Source organism: Glutamicibacter sp. 2E12 (genome assembly GCF_050030965.1).
GTDB lineage: Bacteria > Actinomycetota > Actinomycetes > Actinomycetales > Micrococcaceae > Glutamicibacter.
Genome location: NZ_CP188297.1, coordinates 946432 through 963767 on the forward strand (window position 1 = coordinate 946432; position 17336 = coordinate 963767).

Below are 17336 nucleotides of genomic sequence, written 5' to 3' on the forward strand. Positions count from 1 at the left end.
CGCTACGTCATAGATAGTGATTATTCACAGAAAGGCCCTTCAACTTTCGCGAAGGCCCGGAACGTGAAACGATGAGAGGATGATTGAATCTGTTCCACCAACCATTGATGCCCGCCACTTATTGGCTTTTCTGGGCAACGTTCCTTTCTTCTATGGAAAGAACCTGGCTGCAGAAGCAAATTCCGTGGTTGACGTGGAATTCGACGAAAGCACCCACCAGATCGAAGGCACCGTCACCGATTCTGGCGAAGAATATTCTCCGATGATCCAGGTCCTCATGGACGGTGGAGAGTGGAAGATCGAATCGTGCGAGTGCACCTGCGACGCACCGGGCATCTGCTCGCACATCGCGGCACTGGCTATTGTCTCCAACAAGATCGCTTCCCAGCCACGCCCCGTGCCTGCCCGGGAAGAGAAGCCGAACACAGTTTGGTCGCAGCAAATCGATTCATGGTTTGAAGAGTCCGAGCCGGGCCCGGCCGATGGCCTGCTTGGTTCGCAGCACGATCCGGTAGTGCCGATGGCGCTTCAGTTCCTGCTCTTCGATTCGAAGGACGCCACCCAGCAACAACAATGGATGCCGACCGGAACCATCCCGCACCCGACCCGCAATAAGCGCTTCCGCTTGGGAGTGCGCCCAATGGTTCGCAACACCGAAGGCCGTTGGGTTCGTGGCCAGCTTCGCTGGACCACCCTGGGCTTCAAGACCTACGGCTGGAACCTGCTGCGGGCGCAGCACCACTGGTTTACCCGCTTTGCCTCCATGGCGCGCAGCGACAGCCAGCTGCAGTTCAAGGTGGATGAAGACTGGCTGTTCCTGGACGAGTACGCTTCCGAGCTGCTCTGGCCACTGCTTGACCAAGCTGATGAGCTGGGAATTCCACTGATCACGACCCGATCCGAGCAGCGCGTGCGCATCGTTGCTCCAGCCAGCTTCAGCATGCAGGCCTCCCTGGATGAGCAACGGTTGCAATTGGACGGTGTCCTGCACATTGCAAACCAGGAACTCATTCTCGATCCGGAGGCACCAAGCGGTGTCATCGCCGAGCATGGTTTCTATGCCCAGTTGGCTCAGCCTGATGAGATTTGGCTCGCGCCAAGTGTTGAGCCGATTCCTGACGCGCACCGCCGCTGGTATGTTGACCGCCGTCCGGTCACCGTGCCTAGGCCGGAGATCAACGATTTCTTTGAATCCTCCTACCCGCGTTTGGCCCGCCGTTTCGAGCTGCGTAGCGTTAGCGACGAGCTGGAATTGCCTGCTTTGAAACCGCCCTATGTGCAGGCGACCGTGGTCTACAAGCGCGAATTCAACGAGAATAACGAACCGAACGACACCGCCGCGCTGGACTTCCAGATCCTCTACCCGGGGATCCCTGGCGACCAGGAAGTGTATGACCTTGAGGCCGAGGAACTGCTTCAGGCCGCAGTGCATGAAGTTTTCCTGGTCCATGAAGAAAGCGGCAATCCCAACTTGTCGCCGAAGTTCTACGCCCGCGATGACACCATCGATTTCGTCACCGAGATCCTCCCCGCGCTGGAACGCATTCCTGAAGTCAAGCTGGTTGAGAAGGGTACCCGGCCGAAATTCCGTCAGCTGCGTGAACTTCCTCAGCTGAAGATCAATGCCGTGAATCATGAACGGACCGACTGGCTGGACCTTGGCTTGCTGATCACCGTGGGCAACCACGAGGTTCCTTTCTCGCAGATCGTCGAGGCCATGAGCAATGGCCAGATGAAGCTGCGCCTGCCGGATAACACTTGGTTCTCGTTGAACCACCCCATGTTCGCCAAGCTCAAGGCGCTCGTTGACGAGGCGCAGGCAATGAATGACAAGCCGAAGGAGGGAGACCTGAAGCTTACGGTCTTCCAAATCTCATTGTTCGAAGAACTTGATGAGATGGCTGAAGGCATTGACGGCGCGGACTTGTTTATCGCACGCATGCGTTCACTGCTCAAGGTCGCTGAAGCCCACCACGCGCAGGTGCCGAACACGCTGAACGCCCAATTGCGCCCTTACCAGGTTGAAGGGTTCCACTGGCTCTCTCGCCTGTATGAAGGCGGATTCGGCGGAATCCTCGCCGATGACATGGGCTTGGGCAAGACCTTGCAAACGATTGCCCTGATTCTCCATGCCCACAAGCTCTGGGCCGATCCGCAGGCATGTGCTCAGCTGCCCGCAACCCAGCGCACCCGTCTGCCGTTCTTGGTCGTCGCCCCGAGCTCGGTGGTTTCGAACTGGGAAATGGAAATCAACAAGTTCGCCCCATCCCTGCGGGTAGTCAGCGTCGAGGGCACCTTGCCTTCGCCACGGCAGCTGAGGGAACTGGCCGAGAATTACGATGTCATTCTCACGACCTATACCCTGTTGCGTCTGAACGACGAGATTTACGAGGCGCAGCGCTTTGCCGGCTTGATCCTCGATGAGGCGCAGTTCGTGAAGAACAAATCCACCAAGGCCCATCGCACCGCGGTGAACCTGCAGACCAATTTCAAATTGGCCGTCACTGGTACCCCGATGGAAAACAACCTTTCCGAGCTCGGTGCTTTGCTGTCGCTGGTTGCTCCGGCATTGTTCCTGAACACAACACGCTTTAATCGCCAATTCGCCCGCCCTATCGAAGTGCTGGGCGACAAGGACACCCTTGCATTGCTGCAGCGTCGCATCAAGCCATTCATGCTGCGCCGCACCAAGGAATCCGTGGTGCTGGATCTTCCGGCCAAGCAGGAGCAACAGCTTCTGGTGCGCCTTTCCGAAGAACACCAGCATGTCTACGACACCCATCTGAACCGCGAACGCCAGAAAATCTTGCACCTGGTTGAAGATCTGGATCGCAACCGCTTCACCATTTTCCAGTCGCTGACCCATCTGCGCATGCTGGCTCTGGAACCTTCATTGGTGGATCCAGCGCTGTCGGACGTACCCGGTTCAAAGCTGGAAGCACTCTTCGACCAGCTCGATGATGTGGTGGGCGAAGGCCACCGTGCGCTGATCTTCAGCCAGTTCACCTCGTATCTGAAGGTGCTGGCCGACAAGCTGACCGAGCGTGGCGTGAAGTTCGTTTACCTGGACGGCAATACCCGCAACCGCGCCAAGGTCATCGAGCAGTTCAAGGAAGGCGAAGCTCCGCTGTTCTTGATCTCCTTGAAGGCCGGCGGATTCGGCTTGAACCTGACCGAAGCGGACTACTGCTTCTTGCTGGATCCATGGTGGAACCCAGCCGTGGAAGCCCAGGCTATCGACCGTACGCACCGCATCGGCCAGACGCGACAGGTGATGGTGTACCGAATGATTTCGCAGGGCACCATCGAAGAGAAGGTTGTGGCGCTGCAGGAAAGCAAACGCAAGCTGATCTCGACAGTGATGGATGAAGCCGATGGATTCTCCAAGGCCTTGACCGCCCAAGATATCCGAGGACTGCTTGAGTAACAGGTTGATTAAATCCGCCGTATTAGCAGGCGGCGCTCAGTAAAACCCTGTATATTCGAAGTGACCGATGATGTGCGCTACGCCACACATAGTGCGTTCATCGGGCAAGCGCCCAGACGGATCCTCGTCCGGGCGATACGAACGACAAAGGCGGTAATAACCGTGTCCCTGATTAAATCGGAGACTCTCAGTACCCCCGATGATGACTGGATGAGTGCATCGGTGAGTATCAACAACGATCGTGTGGTGATTGAAACCGAACAAGAACGCCTATCCCTGGAAAACGACCGGCTTCTGGAAAAGATTCGCAGAGTTCTGGCGTCTCCGCTCGAAGAGATTTTCTATAACCCGAAGCACCGGATGCTCCTGATTCCGGGCGCGTTCGCTGCCATCGGCTCTTCATTCCTGAGAGTTGATACTGAAGCTGCTGCCGGCCTCCGCGGCTAGCCTGCTTCGACTACATGCCCCAAGCTGCCCACCAGCAATCTTGGGGCATTTTTGTGCCCTGTGGACTGAGCGCCAACCGCTGCTGAACAGCGTGCGTTTTTTACCGTCGGAAGCCCCCATTCGCCACCGGATTCAGGACCTTCAAGTGCACCGTTTTCGCGTTGTTTCGCTGATTTCCAACCCCTGGCGCTCCGAGTCCTTCGACACAATTTCGGCTTTTCGCGCACCTCGATCCACAACTTGGCCAATGGCTCGTTTGCCCCATGCTTCCGTGGGTATTCGGCGGTAGGTCCACGCAGGATTCGACTGCTCCCATGGGCACGCATACGCCCCTGGAGAGCCCCTCGATCAGGGAATTAATCCAATTTTTGGTAAACTTAATGATTGTCCGCTTAAGCGTTTCATCGCTCAATGCCGGTTTTTCGCCGGATTTTTGAGTAGAAATCTATCGATTTCGACGAGTCACACGGCGACCGCAACCAGCTCAAGGAGCAGCTATTTCGCTCCTCATTCTTGTGGATGAATATGGTCGCCGGCACCGGGACAAGATCAAGAAAGATATGAGGAGTGAAACTATGGAAGCAAAAAACACACGGAAGCAGCGATTCCTGAGGAAACGCCGCCTGAAGGTAGAAGACGTCAACGTCGTCGATAATTCGATGCTCAAGAAAGCCATCGGCGGTACCGTCGTTGGCAATTTGATGGAATGGTACGACGTAGGTGTCTACGGCTATCTTGCAGTAATTATCGGCAAGCTCTTCATGCCCGACACCGTCGAGCCTGCAATCCAAACCCTGTTCAGCCTAGGCGTATTCGCTGTCACCTTCGTCGCGCGCCCGCTTGGTGGCGTGATTTTGGGCCAGCTGGGTGACCGAGTAGGACGCCAGAAGATTCTGGTCTTCACCCTGCTCATGATGGCAGCGGCCACGTTTGGCATCGGAATCCTCCCGGATTACTCGGTATGGGGTGTAGCAGCACCAATTCTCCTGGTCGTGTTGAAGCTTGCCCAGGGCTTCTCCACTGGCGGCGAGTACGCCGGTGCTACTACGTTCATTACCGAATACGCCCCGGACAAGCGTCGTGGATTCTTCGCCTCGCTGCTGGATCTAGGTTCCTACATGGGCTTCGCCCTGGGTGCCGCCTTCGTCTCCATCCTCCAGCTGACCCTGAGCGACGATGTCATGGAAGGCTTCGCATGGCGCATTCCATTCCTGGTGGCCCTTCCACTGGGTGTTATCGCACTGTGGTTCCGCGCCAAGATCGAAGACACTCCAGCCTTCAAGGAAGCCCAGGAAGCCGCTAACCGCGCGAGCGAGGACGCACGGAGCGCTGCCGATGCCCCGAAGGGCGTCATCGACCTGGTGAAGGCCTACTGGCGCGAATTGCTCACCGGCTTCGTACTGGTATCGGCTGCCAACACCGCCGGTTACGCACTGACCAGCTACATGCCTACGTACCTCACCGAGACGCTGGAATACGATCCGGTGCACGGCAACCTGCTGACCCTGCCGATCCTGGTGGGCATGTCCTTGTGCATCCCCTTGGCGGGCAAGCTTTCCGATAGCGTGGGCCGTCGCAAGGTCCTGTTCATTGGTTCGGTTTCGGCCATCGTCCTGGCTATCCCTGCCTTCCTGTTCATGATGCATGGCCAGATCTGGTCCACCCTGCTTGGCCTTGCGCTGCTGGCAGTCCCGGTAGTCTTCTACGTTGCCAATCTGGCTTCGTCGTTGCCAGCGCTGTTCCCAACCGCCTCGCGTTACGGTGGCATGGGCATCTCGTACAACTTCGCCGTAGCCATCTTTGGTGGCTTCGCGCCGTTCATCATGCAGGCGTTGGTGACCCTGACCAAATCCTCCCTGGCTCCGGCCTTCTGGGTTATGGGCACCTCGGTCGCGGGTTTTGTTGCGGTCTGCTACCTGCGCGAATCCGCTCGCAAGCCATTGCCCGGCTCGCTGCCTTCGGTCGCGTCGGAAGCGGAAGCCATTGAGCTAGTTGAAACCCAGGACGAGAACCCTGACCTCGATGTCGAAGCGCTCTTCGAGCAGGTTCCTGAATTGGAAATGAACTACCAGCAGGAGATTGCAGACGCCGAGGCGGAGCAGTCCCAGGCTAGATAGCCTCGCAATAGGGTTAAGCGATGGCGGAGCCGGTTCCAAGCGGAACCAGCCCCGCCATTGTTGTATCCGGCTCAACGGCTAGGAGAATTGGCAGTAGGATTCATAGGCTGCTTGCGCAGCCCATTGAGCCATCGCATCCAGCCTCAGCTTGCAGTCAAGGATTCCGAATTCGGAGTCGGACCAGGTCTCGAAGACCAGCGTGTAGCGGCTCTGCTGCTCGTTGAGGCATTGAACGCTATACGTGTAGGTCACGGGACGCGCTGCCCAGTAGCCCAGAAGCCCCGCAGACTGGTCGGAGCTTCTGATCAACGATTCCAGCCCGTCACTGGCATCGTAGGACTCTTCGGCGACAGTGGTTTCGGAGACGGCGCTGGCTGCCATGAGCACTTCATTGACGTTGTCCCACTTGGGACGAGGGCTGAAGCTGATAGTCGAGCCGACGGGTGCATCGATCAGAGTTTGGCGCATCTGCTGATCATGGAACCGGTCGACCCGGATCAGCTGCGGTGCACCACGCAACTGACCGCCACTGGCAATGTACGGTCGATCGCAGGAACTTGCCTTTTCGGGGCTCAAAGGCAACGGCCCCGCACTTTCGCCGGCCTCCGGGCTCGTGCATGATGCCAATGCCAGGGATAAGCACGCTAGTGTTGCCCAGTAGCTTCTCCGCATCATCGGCAATCCTTTTTCAAGACCCTGGAACCATATATTCTAATCAGCTTATGAGTGCATCAGCGATTTGACTAGAAGATTTCAATTAAATGCGAAACGGTCGCCGCTTCTCCTGAAGATTCAGGAGAAGCGGCGACCGTTCGTTTCCGGCGTATGCTCCAGGGCGTCAGCCCTGGTTCAGCGTCAGCTTAGAGAGCTGCGTAAACTTCGCGCAGCAGCACAGCAGTCTCCGAAGGAGTCTTGCCGACCTTGACGCCTGCAGCTTCCAGTGCTTCCTTCTTCGCCTGGGCGGTGCCAGCCGAACCGGAAACGATGGCGCCTGCGTGGCCCATGGTCTTGCCCTCAGGAGCGGTGAAGCCAGCCACGTAGCCAACAACTGGCTTGGTGACGTTGGCCTTGATGTAATCAGCAGCGCGCTCTTCAGCGTCGCCACCGATTTCACCGATCATGACGATGGCTTTGGTTTCTGGATCAGCTTCGAAAGCAGCCAGGGCATCGATGTGGGTGGTGCCGATGACTGGGTCGCCGCCGATACCGATTGCGGTCGAGAAGCCCAAGTCGCGCAGTTCGTACATCATCTGGTAGGTCAGGGTACCTGACTTGGAAACCAAGCCGATTGGGCCCTTGCCGGTGATGTTGTTCGGGGTGATGCCAACCAGTGCTTCACCTGGGGTGATGATGCCTGGGCAGTTAGGGCCGATGATGCGGGTGATCTGGTTGCCGTCGGCGTCAACCTTCGACTGTGCCAGAGCCCAGAACTCAGCGGAGTCCTGTACTGGAACACCTTCGGTGATGACTACAACGAGGCCAACTTCGGCCTCGATAGCCTCAACGACTGCGTCCTTGGTGAACTTAGGTGGGACGAAGACGATCGATACGTCTGCGCCGGTCTCGGCCTTGGCCTCAGCCACGGTGCCGAAAACCTTGATGTCCTTGTCACCGTGGGTCACGGTGGTGCCGGCCTTGCGGGCGTTAACGCCGCCAACAATGTTGGTGCCAGCCTTGAGCATCAGGGCGGTGTGCTTGGTGCCTTCGCCGCCGGTGATGCCCTGGACGATGACCTTGGAGTCCTTGTTCAGGTAAATGCTCATTGTTCGCTTATCCCTCTTACTTCGCTGCGTTGGCGAGCTCGGCAGCCTTGTCGGCGCCCTCATCCATGGTTGCTGCCAGGGTGACCAACGGGTGGTTGGCCTCGGCCAAGATGGCGCGACCCTCTTCAACGTTGTTGCCGTCCAGGCGGACAACCAGTGGCTTGTTCGCTGCATCACCCAGGGTGTTCAGCGCGCCAACGATGCCGTTTGCGACAGCGTCACATGCGGTGATGCCACCGAAGACGTTGACGAAGACCGACTTGACCTGTGGGTCATTCAGGATGACGTCAAGGCCGTTAGCCATGACCTCAGCCGATGCGCCACCGCCAATGTCAAGGAAGTTAGCAGGCTTGACCGAACCGTGGTTCTCGCCAGCGTAGGCAACAACGTCCAGGGTCGACATGACCAGGCCAGCACCGTTGCCGATGATGCCTACTTCGCCGTCCAGCTTGACGTAGTTCAGGCCAGCGGCCTTTGCCTTGGCTTCCAGCGGATCGGCTGCGCCCTTGTCCTCGAGCTCTTCGTGAGCCGGGTGGCGAACCTCAGATGCGTTGTCGTCCAGGGAAACCTTGCCATCCAGTGCAACGATGTCACCGGCACCGGTCTTCACCAGTGGGTTTACCTCTACTAGGGTGGCGTCTTCTTCCTTGAATACAACCCAGAGCTTCTGGATGGTGTCTGCAACCTTTGCGCGCAGCTCTTCAGGGAAGTTAGCTGCCTCAACGATTTCAGCGGCCTTCGCGGCATCAATGCCGACGATTGGGTCAACGGCAACCTTCGCCAGAGCATCCGGGCGCTCAACTGCGAGCACCTCGATCTCCATGCCACCTTCTACCGAGCACATGGCCAGGTAGTTGCGGTTTGCACGGTCCAGCAGTACGGAGAAGTAGAATTCCTCAGCAATGTCGGCGCCCTGAGCGATCATGACCTTGTTTACGGTGTGGCCCTTGATGTCCATACCGAGGATGTTGGAAGCGTGCTCGAAAGCTTCGTCGGCGGTCTTAGCGACCTTGACGCCGCCAGCCTTGCCACGGCCACCAACCTTGACCTGTGCCTTTACTACAACAACGCCGCCGATCTTCTCAGCTGCGGCTTTTGCTTCTTCCGGGGTGTAAGCGACGATACCGGCAAGCACGGGAACGCCGTGTGCCTCGAATAGATCGCGCGCCTGGTACTCATACAGGTCCACGGGTTTGTGTCCTTCGTTCGAAGTTCATGCTGACTCGCGGCACGGCCACAGACCGAAATCCATGCCATGCCAAAGAGAGCGCACCGCAACTACCGGGACGTCGTTAGGCGCCGTAGCCCGTGCGCACCTCTCAGACTATCCCGACTTTCGCAAACTTCCCACTTTTACAACACGTAGAGAAACTCGCGGGTCCTGCATCAAAGCAGCCGAATGTGACGCAGGAAACACGGAGGGCCCGTCGGCTAGTCCACGATTTCTAGCGGTGCATAGCGCAGCAATAGCCTCTTCTCGGAGTCCGGGAACTGCACCTTGGCCACCGTCTTGTCGCCTGCGCCTTCTAAAGCAATAACAGTGCCCAAGCCAAACGAGGAATGCTTAACATTCTGCCCGACTTCAGGGATGGTAATGTCCTTATTCTGCACAACTCGCGTCTTGGAAATAGGGGCGGCGTTGTGCCCTCGCACCGGTTGCGCCGATGCCGAACCTGCACCCCAGTGGCTGCCACGTTCATATCTGCTCGTGGCGAAATTCACCGCTGCGTTACCGAAACCGAAGCCCATTCCACCGCCAGAGCCCTCGCTCTTCCAGTCGATCAGCTCGCCCGGAACCTCTTCCAGGAACTGGCTCGCAGGGTTGTACTGGGCCTGCCCCCAGAGGCTGCGCTGTTCGGCACGGGTCAGGTACAGGCGTTCACGGGCACGGGTCAGTCCGACATAGGCCAGGCGGCGTTCCTCGGCCAGTTCCTTTTCGTCGGTCATGGAACGCTGGTGCGGGAAGACACCGTGCTCCATGCCCGTCAGGAAGACCACCGGGAATTCCAAGCCCTTGGCAGTATGCAGGGTCATCAAGGTGACCACGCCTTCCTGCACGGCCATTGCTGCTCCCTCATCATCGCTGGGAGCCTCTGGAATCTGGTCGGCATCGGCTACGAGCGCCACGCGCTCCAGGAACCCTTCGAGACCGCCTTCCGGTTCTTCGTTCACGTAGTCCCGGACCACGGCGACCAATTCGGCGAGGTTCTCCACCCGCGACTCATCCTGCGGATCCGAGGAGAGCCGAAGGGTCTCCAGGTATCCGGTCTGCTCCAGCACTGCTTCAAGGGCCTCTGCCGGCCCTGAGCCTTCCGCCACGGTCTTCAAGTCATCCATCATGGAGACAAACGCAGCAGTCATCTTGATTCCGCGGGTTCCCAAGCCTGGTGCTTCATCCGAACGGCGCAATGCGTCCATGAAGGAAACGCGATCCCGTTCAGCCAACGCTGCCACGGCGCCTTCGGCACGGTCGCCGATGCCGCGCTTGGGCTCGTTGAGGATTCGGCGGACGTTGATGTCATCATCCGGGTTCACCAAGGCGCGCAGGTAGGCCAGTGCGTCCTTGATTTCCTTGCGGTCGTAGAACCTGGTGCCGCCGACTACGCGGTACTTCAGGTCCACGCGCATCAGCTGTTCTTCCAGTGCACGCGATTGGGCGTTAGTGCGGTAGAAGATCGCCACGTCGCCCGGGCGGACATCCTCGTCATCGTTCAAGCGAAGTATTTCTTCGGCAATCCAGCGTGCTTCGTCGGATTCTGACTCCCCAACATAACCGGTGATCTTCTCGCCGTCGCCGCTGGCAGTCCACAGCTTCTTGTCATTGCGGTCGGGGTTTCGCTTGATGACCTCGTTGGCCGCGGACAGAATCGTCTGGGTGGAACGATAGTTCTGTTCCAGCTTGATGGTTGCCGCGTTCGGATAGTCCTTTTCGAAGTCGACGATGTTGCGGATATCGGCACCGCGGAAAGCGTAAATCGACTGGTCGGAGTCGCCGACAACGGTCAGTTCGCCTGGGACGGTATCACCTTCGGCACCGGTGAGTTCACGCACCAGCGAGTACTGGGCGTGGTTAGTATCCTGGTATTCGTCAATAAGCACATGGCGGAACCGGCGGCGGTAGTTATCGGCCACTCGCGGGAACGCACGGAACATGTAGACGACCTGTCCAATCAGGTCGTCGAAGTCCATGGCGTTGGCAGCGCGCAGGCGGCGGGTGTAACCGCGGTAGACCTCGGAAACGGCTCGCGAGAACGGATCATTGGTATTGATCGTCGCCGCGTAGTCTTCATCATCTATCAGCTCATTTTTCAACGAGGAGATCTTGTGGGCAATTGCCTTGGGCGTGAAACGCTTCGGGTCGATCTCCAAAGATTTGGCGACTAAGGTGATCAGGCGCAAGGAATCCGTGGAGTCGTAGATTGAGAAGTTGGATTTCATTCCAATGGTGGCCGCCTCGCGACGCAAAATACGCACGCATGAGGAGTGGAAAGTAGAGATCCACATCTTCTTCGCTTGCTCGTCGCCAATAAGCTCAGCGGCTCGTTCGCGCATTTCGGCAGCGGCCTTGTTGGTGAAGGTGATCGCCAGGATTTCGTGCGGCCGAGCACGTCCGGTCGCCAGGAGGTAGGCAATGCGGTGCGTGAGCACACGGGTCTTTCCTGAACCAGCGCCGGCCACGATCAGCAACGGACCCCCAGCATAACGAACTGCTTCTTCCTGCTGCGGGTTCATGCCGACCAAAAGCTCCTCAGCAGTGGGCATGACCTGCTGTGCGGTATCCGGGGCGAAATCGTCAAAAAGGAAATCCATGATGTAGCCAGTCTACGTGGAGCGCCGGACACTTTCAGTGTGAGCGGGAAAGCCCACGCTATTGGCCGGGCATAATAGAAGATATGGCAAAGAAGGTCAGGAAAACCAAGGAATACCGCAAGCCCCAGCAGTTCGCCCAGGCGCCGAACGCGCCGCGCGGCATGAACATGGGGCCAGGCAAGGTGCAAAGCACCTCCCACGAGAACAGTTCGAACCCGATGCTGCTGATCTCGGTGGGCTTGATCATATGCGCTGCGCTATTCGCGTACTACCATCTGCTCACGATGGTGCAGATGCAGGACCTCAGCGATTCCCTGGCGATGCCCGATCAGCGTATTTTCGGCTACACCGTAAGCGACATAGAAGCATTGCGTGGCGCCATGGATGAAGATGCTGTTGGCCAGCTCAACTACTTGCACAAGACCGCTGGTTTCCTCTTCCCGATGTTTACTGCGGTCTTCTCCATGCTGTTGTTCATCCGCTGGATTCCTCACCGCCAGACGCGTTGGCTGGCTTGGGTTGCCCCGCTGGGCTTCGCGGCAATCGATATTTGGGAGAACTTCGCAATTGATGCCCTGTTCACTGGAGACCTCAGTGAAGGAGCTGTCGTTTTGGCATCGATCCTCACGACCATCCGCTGGGCACTGCTGATCATCACTGCGGGTCTTGTTGTGGGTCTTGGCGCTATCCGTGCCAATCGTGCGCTCAAGGCAAAGATGCTCGCAATTCGTGAGGGTACTGCCTAAGCCAGTGCGTGGGAATTACACCCGGGACATCCTAGTAAGATAGTGTTGTTGGTGTTTTCACGCCCATGCCCCTGTAGCTCAGTAGGATAGAGCGACCCTCTCCTAAAGGGTAGGCCGTCGGTTCGATTCCGGCCAGGGGCACAACTAGAGCCTTGTTTCCAGTCCTCGGACGGGAAACAAGGCTCTTGTCGTTACTACGGAGTTAAGCACTGCGGGTACGTTCCATCTGGAACGTACCCGCAGTGCTTAGTATGAGTCTCGCTTAACGCAGCAGCAATGCGGTCGCCTTTGGCGACAGCGAAGCGTCCATGACCACGCAAGCGCCACCGATGGCGCCGACGTTGGAGCCGAGCTCGGAGGTGCGGGTTTCGATTTCATGCACTCCGCGCAGGGCGAAGCGGCGGCCAATGGCGTCGCGGACTTGATCGTCGACCAGTTCGGATACCTTTTCCCACTGTGGACCGCCGAAGACGACTTCGCGAACGTCCAGCGAGTTGGCAAGCTGGCCGGCAACTTCGCCAACCTTGATCATGGCTTCGGTGACCAGTTCCTTGGCGACCTTGTTTCCTTCGTGAGCCAGCTCGTAGAGGCGGTTCATTCCGGCAGCCCGCTGTTCCGGGCCAACGATTTCGTAGCTTGGCAGTTCCAGCCCGCGCTCCTTGGCCTGCGCGGCGATGAATTCGTAGGAGGTGCCGGAAGCGAGGCAATCCTCCGCACCGCATTGTTCGCAGGCCACAGATTTGTAACCGGTTGAGTAGTGGCCGATTTCGCCAGCGTTGTTGCTTGCACCGTGGTGGACATCGCCGTTGAATACCAGGCCAGCGCCGAAGCCGTGACCGCAGTAAATGAAGACGAAGTCGTTGTTCTTCTCTTCCTTGGACTGCCACAGTTCGCCAACTGCTGAAGCGATGGTGTCCTTTTCGATAATGACCTGCAGGCGCAAGAGCTTGCGCAACGGGTTCACCAGTTCAACATCTGCCCAGCCATCGAGCAGTGGCGGGTTCAGCACCACTCCTTCTTCGACGTTTACTGGACCCGGAACAGCAATGCCGACACCGACGATGTGCTTCTTCGGCACGCGGATCTCGGCAATGAGTTCCTTAACGGTAGTTGCCATGAGCTGGACAGTTTCGGTAGCTACTTCGAGGTTGGGAACTTCGATGCGGCGTTCGCGCAGGACCTCGCCGCGCAGGTTCATTGCGACGAAGGTCAGCACGCTGGGGTCTAGGTGGATGCCAATGGAAACAAGACGGTTGCCTTCGAGCTCCAGAACGGTGCGAGGCTTGCCTGGTCCGGAGACGATCGTGCGGTCTTCTCGGACGATTCCGTCATCCAGCAAACGGCGGACAACGTTGGAAATGGTCTGTGGCGACAGACCAGTCGAACCGGCCAGTTCAACGCGGCTAATTCCCTCTGGTGCCCGTCGAATTGACTCAAGAATTACGGCTTGGTTGAAGTCTCCCAAGCGTCCTAGATTTGTACCCCGTCGCATTTATTGCTCCATAGATCTGTAAAGTTGATGGATCGATCTTTCAATTCCAACGTTTTCGGTAGTCATCAATACTTCGGTTAGATACTGCGAGTAAAGTAACCATGGTGAACTAGAACTAAAACTGTTGGAGATCCAATTAAGCACGTTACCATCTCTAACTCCTGTAAACACGCGATATTGTGTTTTAGTGAAGAAAAATTTGACGATCTCAGCGGCGTGTTTAATCAACAACCAAGGAGAAATTCTCCTGGTTCGCAAGCGTGGAACGACGAAGTTCATGCAACCTGGCGGCAAACCCGAAGCCGGGGAAACAGCGTTACAAACTATCATTCGAGAAATTCGTGAAGAATTGGGCCTCAGCTTCACCGCTGACGAGCTGCAATACGACGGCGAATGGATCGGACCGGCTGCCAACGAGGCGGAGACGATGATCCGCGCCTCTTTATACAGCGCAGCCTTCGATGGCGAACTCGTCCCGTTAGCGGAATTGGAGGAGTTGCTGTGGATCGACCCGCAGGTGGCCCTGGAACGCGACGATCTAGCTCCGTTGCTTCGCGACCGCGTCCTGCCGCTAGCCATTGAACGCAGCAAGAAATAGGCGCCGCTGGGTTCCTCCCAGCAGCATCAGGCCAGCGGCTAGCTTGCGTGCAAGTATTCGTCCCATGCCGCATCAACGTGCTGCAGTCCCGAAACCAGATGGCCAGCAACGCGTGGACGATGAGGTGTAATACGCAGTTGCCAGCCCAGTTGCGAGAGCATCTTGTCCGCTTTGCGGCTATTGCATAGCAGGCAAGCGGCCACGAGGTTCTCCCAGGTGTTCTGGCCTCCCCTGCTGCGGGGAATCACGTGGTCAATCGTATTGGCAGCTTTGCCGCAATACGCGCAGGTAAAAGCGTCTCTACGCAGAACGCCCCTACGGGTGACATGTTGCATGTCCCTGTAGGGGCGTCGTACATAGCGTTTCAGAACGATGACAGTTGGCCGAGGTAGATCTCCATGAGAACTGCGGATGGGGGCGAGATCATCTTGGAGAACGATGCTCGCTTTTTCGGTCATGACTAGCACTAGTGCTCGACGGAACGTCACAACTGCTAGTGGTTCGTATCCTGCGTTTAATACCAAAGTTCGCATTGCTCGTACTACCTTCATGAACCGATGGCCACCATCTGGCATTGATGGAGCTCGCGTTCTGCTCGGAGTGTCTCTAAGCGCTAGCCTATGCGATGCTTCGGATTATTGGTGGGTACCTAACCAAGAAATTGTCTTCTTTTCATCGTTCTGATGCCCGGAGTTCAACTGGTTAAACGAACATAGGCCATCGGATGTCTTTCTCATCCGATGGCCTATGAAAAGCTTTGAAGCTTAGCCAGCTAGGGTGTAGTAGCCGTACAGCGGGTTGCGCGAAACCGAGTGGATCATGGTGTCCACGGTTGGGTTCTGCGCGCCGATCATCTGGCCGCCGCCCAGGTAGATGCCGACGTGGCCGCCACCGTTCTGGAATACCAAGTCGCCTGGCTTAGGGTTGCTGGTGCGGACGAACTGGCCGGATCCGAGGATGGCCGAGGTGCCGCGAGCAATGTTGATGCCGTGCTGCGCGTAGACGTACTTGACGAAGCCGGAGCAATCCCAGCCGCTTGGACCGTTGCCACCCCATACGTATGGAACGCCCACGTACTTGGCAGCGGTGCCTGCGATGCCGGAAAGGTTGGAGGTCTGAACAGGAGTTTCAGCCTTTGGCTGAGCCTTCTGCTGCGGAGCCGATTCCTGTCCACCCGAACGGCTCTGACGAGTCATCGGGGCCATCGAATCAGAGTTACCCGAGTTGCTGCTGCGGGTAGTTGGGGTGATGTCATTCGAAACTGCAATGACAACAGGCTCTGGCTTCTCTTCAGCGGTGAAGCTGGCGCGCTCGATTGCGACTTCAGCCTTCTTGTCAGCAGCTACCTTTACTGCCTTGACTGCAACACGCTCTGGATTGATGGTGTCAACAGGCGATGCAGAAACGTCACGTGGTGCAGTTGCCTGGCCAGGCACGCCCAGAGTGACGATCAAGCCGGATGCTGCAGCTACAACGGCGGCCTGGCGGCCTACCGAGCCAGCGTTGGATGCTACGGCCTGCGAAATCGCCTGTAGCGAGTTGGTGCGTGGAACGTCGGCGCGGCGACGTCCGCGTGCATGACTCTTGGTCAAAATATTGCCTCTCCTTGATACCTACGAGGTAAGCTGTCGGGTTCGAAGTGGAGTTACCTCGGTGGATTCGAAGTTGCCTTCTCTATCCACTTCACCCCTAGGGTTGTTAGCCAAAACTAACGACCCGATATTGGTTCCCCCGCCACTGCCGTACGAGTTGTGTATAACTACTCATTGCGTGTTGGCAGTGCTCGGTTCTCACGCAATGATGCCCAGGGATCCCCATGGCACGCATACAAGACTATAGGAAGTTTTTTGAAATGTCACGTTTTGATCACGGAATGGTGACGAACGTCGTTATAACCAACCTGCTGGGTCTTTGAACTGACCGTCAACGATCACTTCGAAGTGCACGTGAGGACCGGTTGAGTTGCCAGTGCTGCCGGCCAACGCAACAACGTCACCGCGCTTAACTTTCTGGCCAACCTTCACAACCAGCTGGCTGTTGTGGCTGTAACCGGTCTCCAGGCCGTTGCCGTGGTCAAGGGTGATTCGGTTACCGGAGTGCCCAGCCCAACCCGAGACAGTCACAACACCGTCAGCTGCCGCGTAGACCTTGGTACCGCTTGGCACACCGTAGTCGGTGCCGCTGTGAATCATGAAACCTGGACCGGTTGGATTCTTGCGGTGCCCGAACGTGGAGGTGATGCGCTTCGTGGTGACCGGTGCGCCGAGCAATCCCGAGGTGTCCTTGATGGCCGTGACGCTACCGCCCGAAGCGGTCATGATCTCGGCGAACTTCTCTTCCTTGGCAACTTCGGTGTTCAGCTCGGAGGTCAAAGCTGCACGCTCCACGGACAGTTCCGCATTGCCGGTAGGTGCAGTTACATCTACAACTGCGGAAGTGGCGGTGCGCTGAGCTGCGACCTCAACGGCCTTGTTCTCCTCCGCGCTGCCGGAGAGCTGTGGAGTTACGGCGGCAAGCGCCAAACCCGAAACGGCGGCTACGGCTGCCACCTTGTGGGCGAATCCACGGTGGGTGGATTTCTGAACCTTGGACTTGAGGCTAGAAATGAACTCGACATTGCCTGCTGCTTCGATCGGGGCAGGCTTGCTGGCAGGGGCTTGAACAGCTCCTGGCAATGCAACGACGTTGCTCGCGGTATCCTTGCCGGCCAGCAGGGTCTGGTTAGGAGCAACACCGTAGCGCTGCATGGAGTCGAATCGTCGACCAACGAAATCTTCATGTACCGGCTTGACCGGTGCAATCATCGGGACGGTGGCAGCGGCACGTGCTGCTCGGCGCCCGCCGTTACGCTCAGCAGTCGAAGCGGTGACTTCTGCAATCACATCTACTTCGACGCCGGCAGCGCGGCGACGTCCCGCAGTCTTGGTTTCTACCAA

At 57.6% G+C, this 17336-nt stretch carries 13 protein-coding genes, 1 tRNA gene and 1 riboswitch; of the genes, 6 read left to right on the top strand and 8 right to left on the bottom strand.

The annotated features are described in order from the left end of the window. Positions 1 to 79 precede the first annotated feature (79 nt). From ACP3TE_RS04305 to ACP3TE_RS04315, 3 genes are all read left to right on the top strand, one after another. On the top strand, positions 80 to 3427 hold the full coding sequence (locus ACP3TE_RS04305; RefSeq protein ID WP_426735490.1) for an SNF2-related protein: 3348 nt from the start codon (positions 80 to 82) through the stop codon (positions 3425 to 3427). A gap of 210 nt (positions 3428 to 3637) precedes the next feature. Beyond that, on the top strand, positions 3638 to 3874 hold the full coding sequence (locus ACP3TE_RS04310; RefSeq protein WP_105657313.1) for a hypothetical protein: 237 nt from the start codon (positions 3638 to 3640) through the stop codon (positions 3872 to 3874). Positions 3875 to 4449: 575 nt separating this feature from the next. After that, entirely contained in the window at positions 4450 to 5991 is a 1542-nt protein-coding gene (locus ACP3TE_RS04315; protein ID WP_426735492.1) for an MFS transporter, read from the top strand. A gap of 78 nt (positions 5992 to 6069) precedes the next feature. Here the strand turns inward: ACP3TE_RS04315 and ACP3TE_RS04320 are convergent, their stop codons facing one another. The 4 genes from ACP3TE_RS04320 to pcrA form a co-directional block, all read right to left on the bottom strand. Beyond that, positions 6070 to 6459: a hypothetical protein gene (locus ACP3TE_RS04320; protein ID WP_426735494.1), complete on the bottom strand. Its 390-nt coding sequence runs from the start codon at positions 6457 to 6459 to the stop codon at positions 6070 to 6072. Positions 6460 to 6851: 392 nt separating this feature from the next. Next, positions 6852 to 7754, bottom strand: coding sequence for a succinate--CoA ligase subunit alpha (sucD, locus tag ACP3TE_RS04325; protein ID WP_133833227.1), 903 nt, complete (start codon positions 7752 to 7754; stop codon positions 6852 to 6854). A gap of 16 nt (positions 7755 to 7770) precedes the next feature. After that, positions 7771 to 8943, bottom strand: coding sequence for an ADP-forming succinate--CoA ligase subunit beta (sucC, locus tag ACP3TE_RS04330; RefSeq protein WP_105659137.1), 1173 nt, complete (start codon positions 8941 to 8943; stop codon positions 7771 to 7773). Positions 8944 to 9185: 242 nt separating this feature from the next. Next, positions 9186 to 11564, bottom strand: coding sequence for a DNA helicase PcrA (gene pcrA, locus ACP3TE_RS04335; RefSeq protein ID WP_105661600.1), 2379 nt, complete (start codon positions 11562 to 11564; stop codon positions 9186 to 9188). 83 nt (positions 11565 to 11647) lie between these two features. On the opposite strand from pcrA, the gene ACP3TE_RS04340 reads away from it, so the two are divergent. After that, positions 11648 to 12310, top strand: coding sequence for a hypothetical protein (locus ACP3TE_RS04340; RefSeq protein WP_133833228.1), 663 nt, complete (start codon positions 11648 to 11650; stop codon positions 12308 to 12310). A 67-nt stretch (positions 12311 to 12377) separates the two neighbouring features. Continuing rightward, positions 12378 to 12451, top strand: a tRNA-Arg gene (locus tag ACP3TE_RS04345). 121 nt (positions 12452 to 12572) lie between these two features. On the opposite strand, the gene ACP3TE_RS04350 is transcribed toward ACP3TE_RS04345, so the two are convergent. Continuing rightward, complete coding sequence (locus ACP3TE_RS04350) at positions 12573 to 13802, bottom strand: ROK family transcriptional regulator (RefSeq protein ID WP_105661599.1); 1230 nt, start codon at positions 13800 to 13802, stop codon at positions 12573 to 12575. Between the two features lie 187 nt (positions 13803 to 13989). Here ACP3TE_RS04350 and ACP3TE_RS04355 point away from each other — a divergent pair, with 187 nt between their 5' ends. Further along, a complete protein-coding gene (locus ACP3TE_RS04355) occupies positions 13990 to 14400 on the top strand; it encodes an NUDIX hydrolase (protein WP_105659133.1) in 411 nt (136 codons plus the stop codon). Positions 14401 to 14438: 38 nt separating this feature from the next. Here the strand turns inward: ACP3TE_RS04355 and ACP3TE_RS04360 are convergent, their stop codons facing one another. The 3 genes from ACP3TE_RS04360 to ACP3TE_RS04370 form a co-directional block, all read right to left on the bottom strand. Next, a complete protein-coding gene (locus ACP3TE_RS04360; protein WP_400291495.1) occupies positions 14439 to 14975 on the bottom strand; it encodes an HNH endonuclease in 537 nt (178 codons plus the stop codon). A 189-nt stretch (positions 14976 to 15164) separates the two neighbouring features. After that, positions 15165 to 15992, bottom strand: a complete 828-nt coding sequence (locus ACP3TE_RS04365) for a C40 family peptidase (RefSeq protein ID WP_426735498.1) — start codon at positions 15990 to 15992, stop codon at positions 15165 to 15167. Between the two features lie 3 nt (positions 15993 to 15995). After that, positions 15996 to 16166: riboswitch (cyclic di-AMP (ydaO/yuaA leader) on the bottom strand. A 123-nt stretch (positions 16167 to 16289) separates the two neighbouring features. After that, complete coding sequence (locus tag ACP3TE_RS04370; protein WP_105661597.1) at positions 16290 to 17336, bottom strand: M23 family metallopeptidase; 1047 nt, start codon at positions 17334 to 17336, stop codon at positions 16290 to 16292.

What these genes read in the sequence shown, in the direction of transcription:
- pcrA (WP_105661600.1), bottom strand. Translation starts at nt 11,564, where the DNA reads ATGGATTTCCTTTTTGACGATTTCGCCCCGGATACCGCACAGCAGGTC.
- sucD (WP_133833227.1), bottom strand. Translation starts at nt 7,754, where the DNA reads ATGAGCATTTACCTGAACAAGGACTCCAAGGTCATCGTCCAGGGCATC.
- ACP3TE_RS04360 (WP_400291495.1), bottom strand. Translation starts at nt 14,975, where the DNA reads ATGCCAGATGGTGGCCATCGGTTCATGAAGGTAGTACGAGCAATGCGA.
- ACP3TE_RS04320 (WP_426735494.1), bottom strand. Translation starts at nt 6,459, where the DNA reads ATGCGCCAAACTCTGATCGATGCACCCGTCGGCTCGACTATCAGCTTC.
- ACP3TE_RS04315 (WP_426735492.1), top strand. Translation starts at nt 4,450, where the DNA reads ATGGAAGCAAAAAACACACGGAAGCAGCGATTCCTGAGGAAACGCCGC.
- ACP3TE_RS04350 (WP_105661599.1), bottom strand. Translation starts at nt 13,802, where the DNA reads ATGCGACGGGGTACAAATCTAGGACGCTTGGGAGACTTCAACCAAGCC.
- ACP3TE_RS04340 (WP_133833228.1), top strand. Translation starts at nt 11,648, where the DNA reads ATGGCAAAGAAGGTCAGGAAAACCAAGGAATACCGCAAGCCCCAGCAG.
- ACP3TE_RS04305 (WP_426735490.1), top strand. Translation starts at nt 80, where the DNA reads ATGATTGAATCTGTTCCACCAACCATTGATGCCCGCCACTTATTGGCT.
- ACP3TE_RS04310 (WP_105657313.1), top strand. Translation starts at nt 3,638, where the DNA reads ATGAGTGCATCGGTGAGTATCAACAACGATCGTGTGGTGATTGAAACC.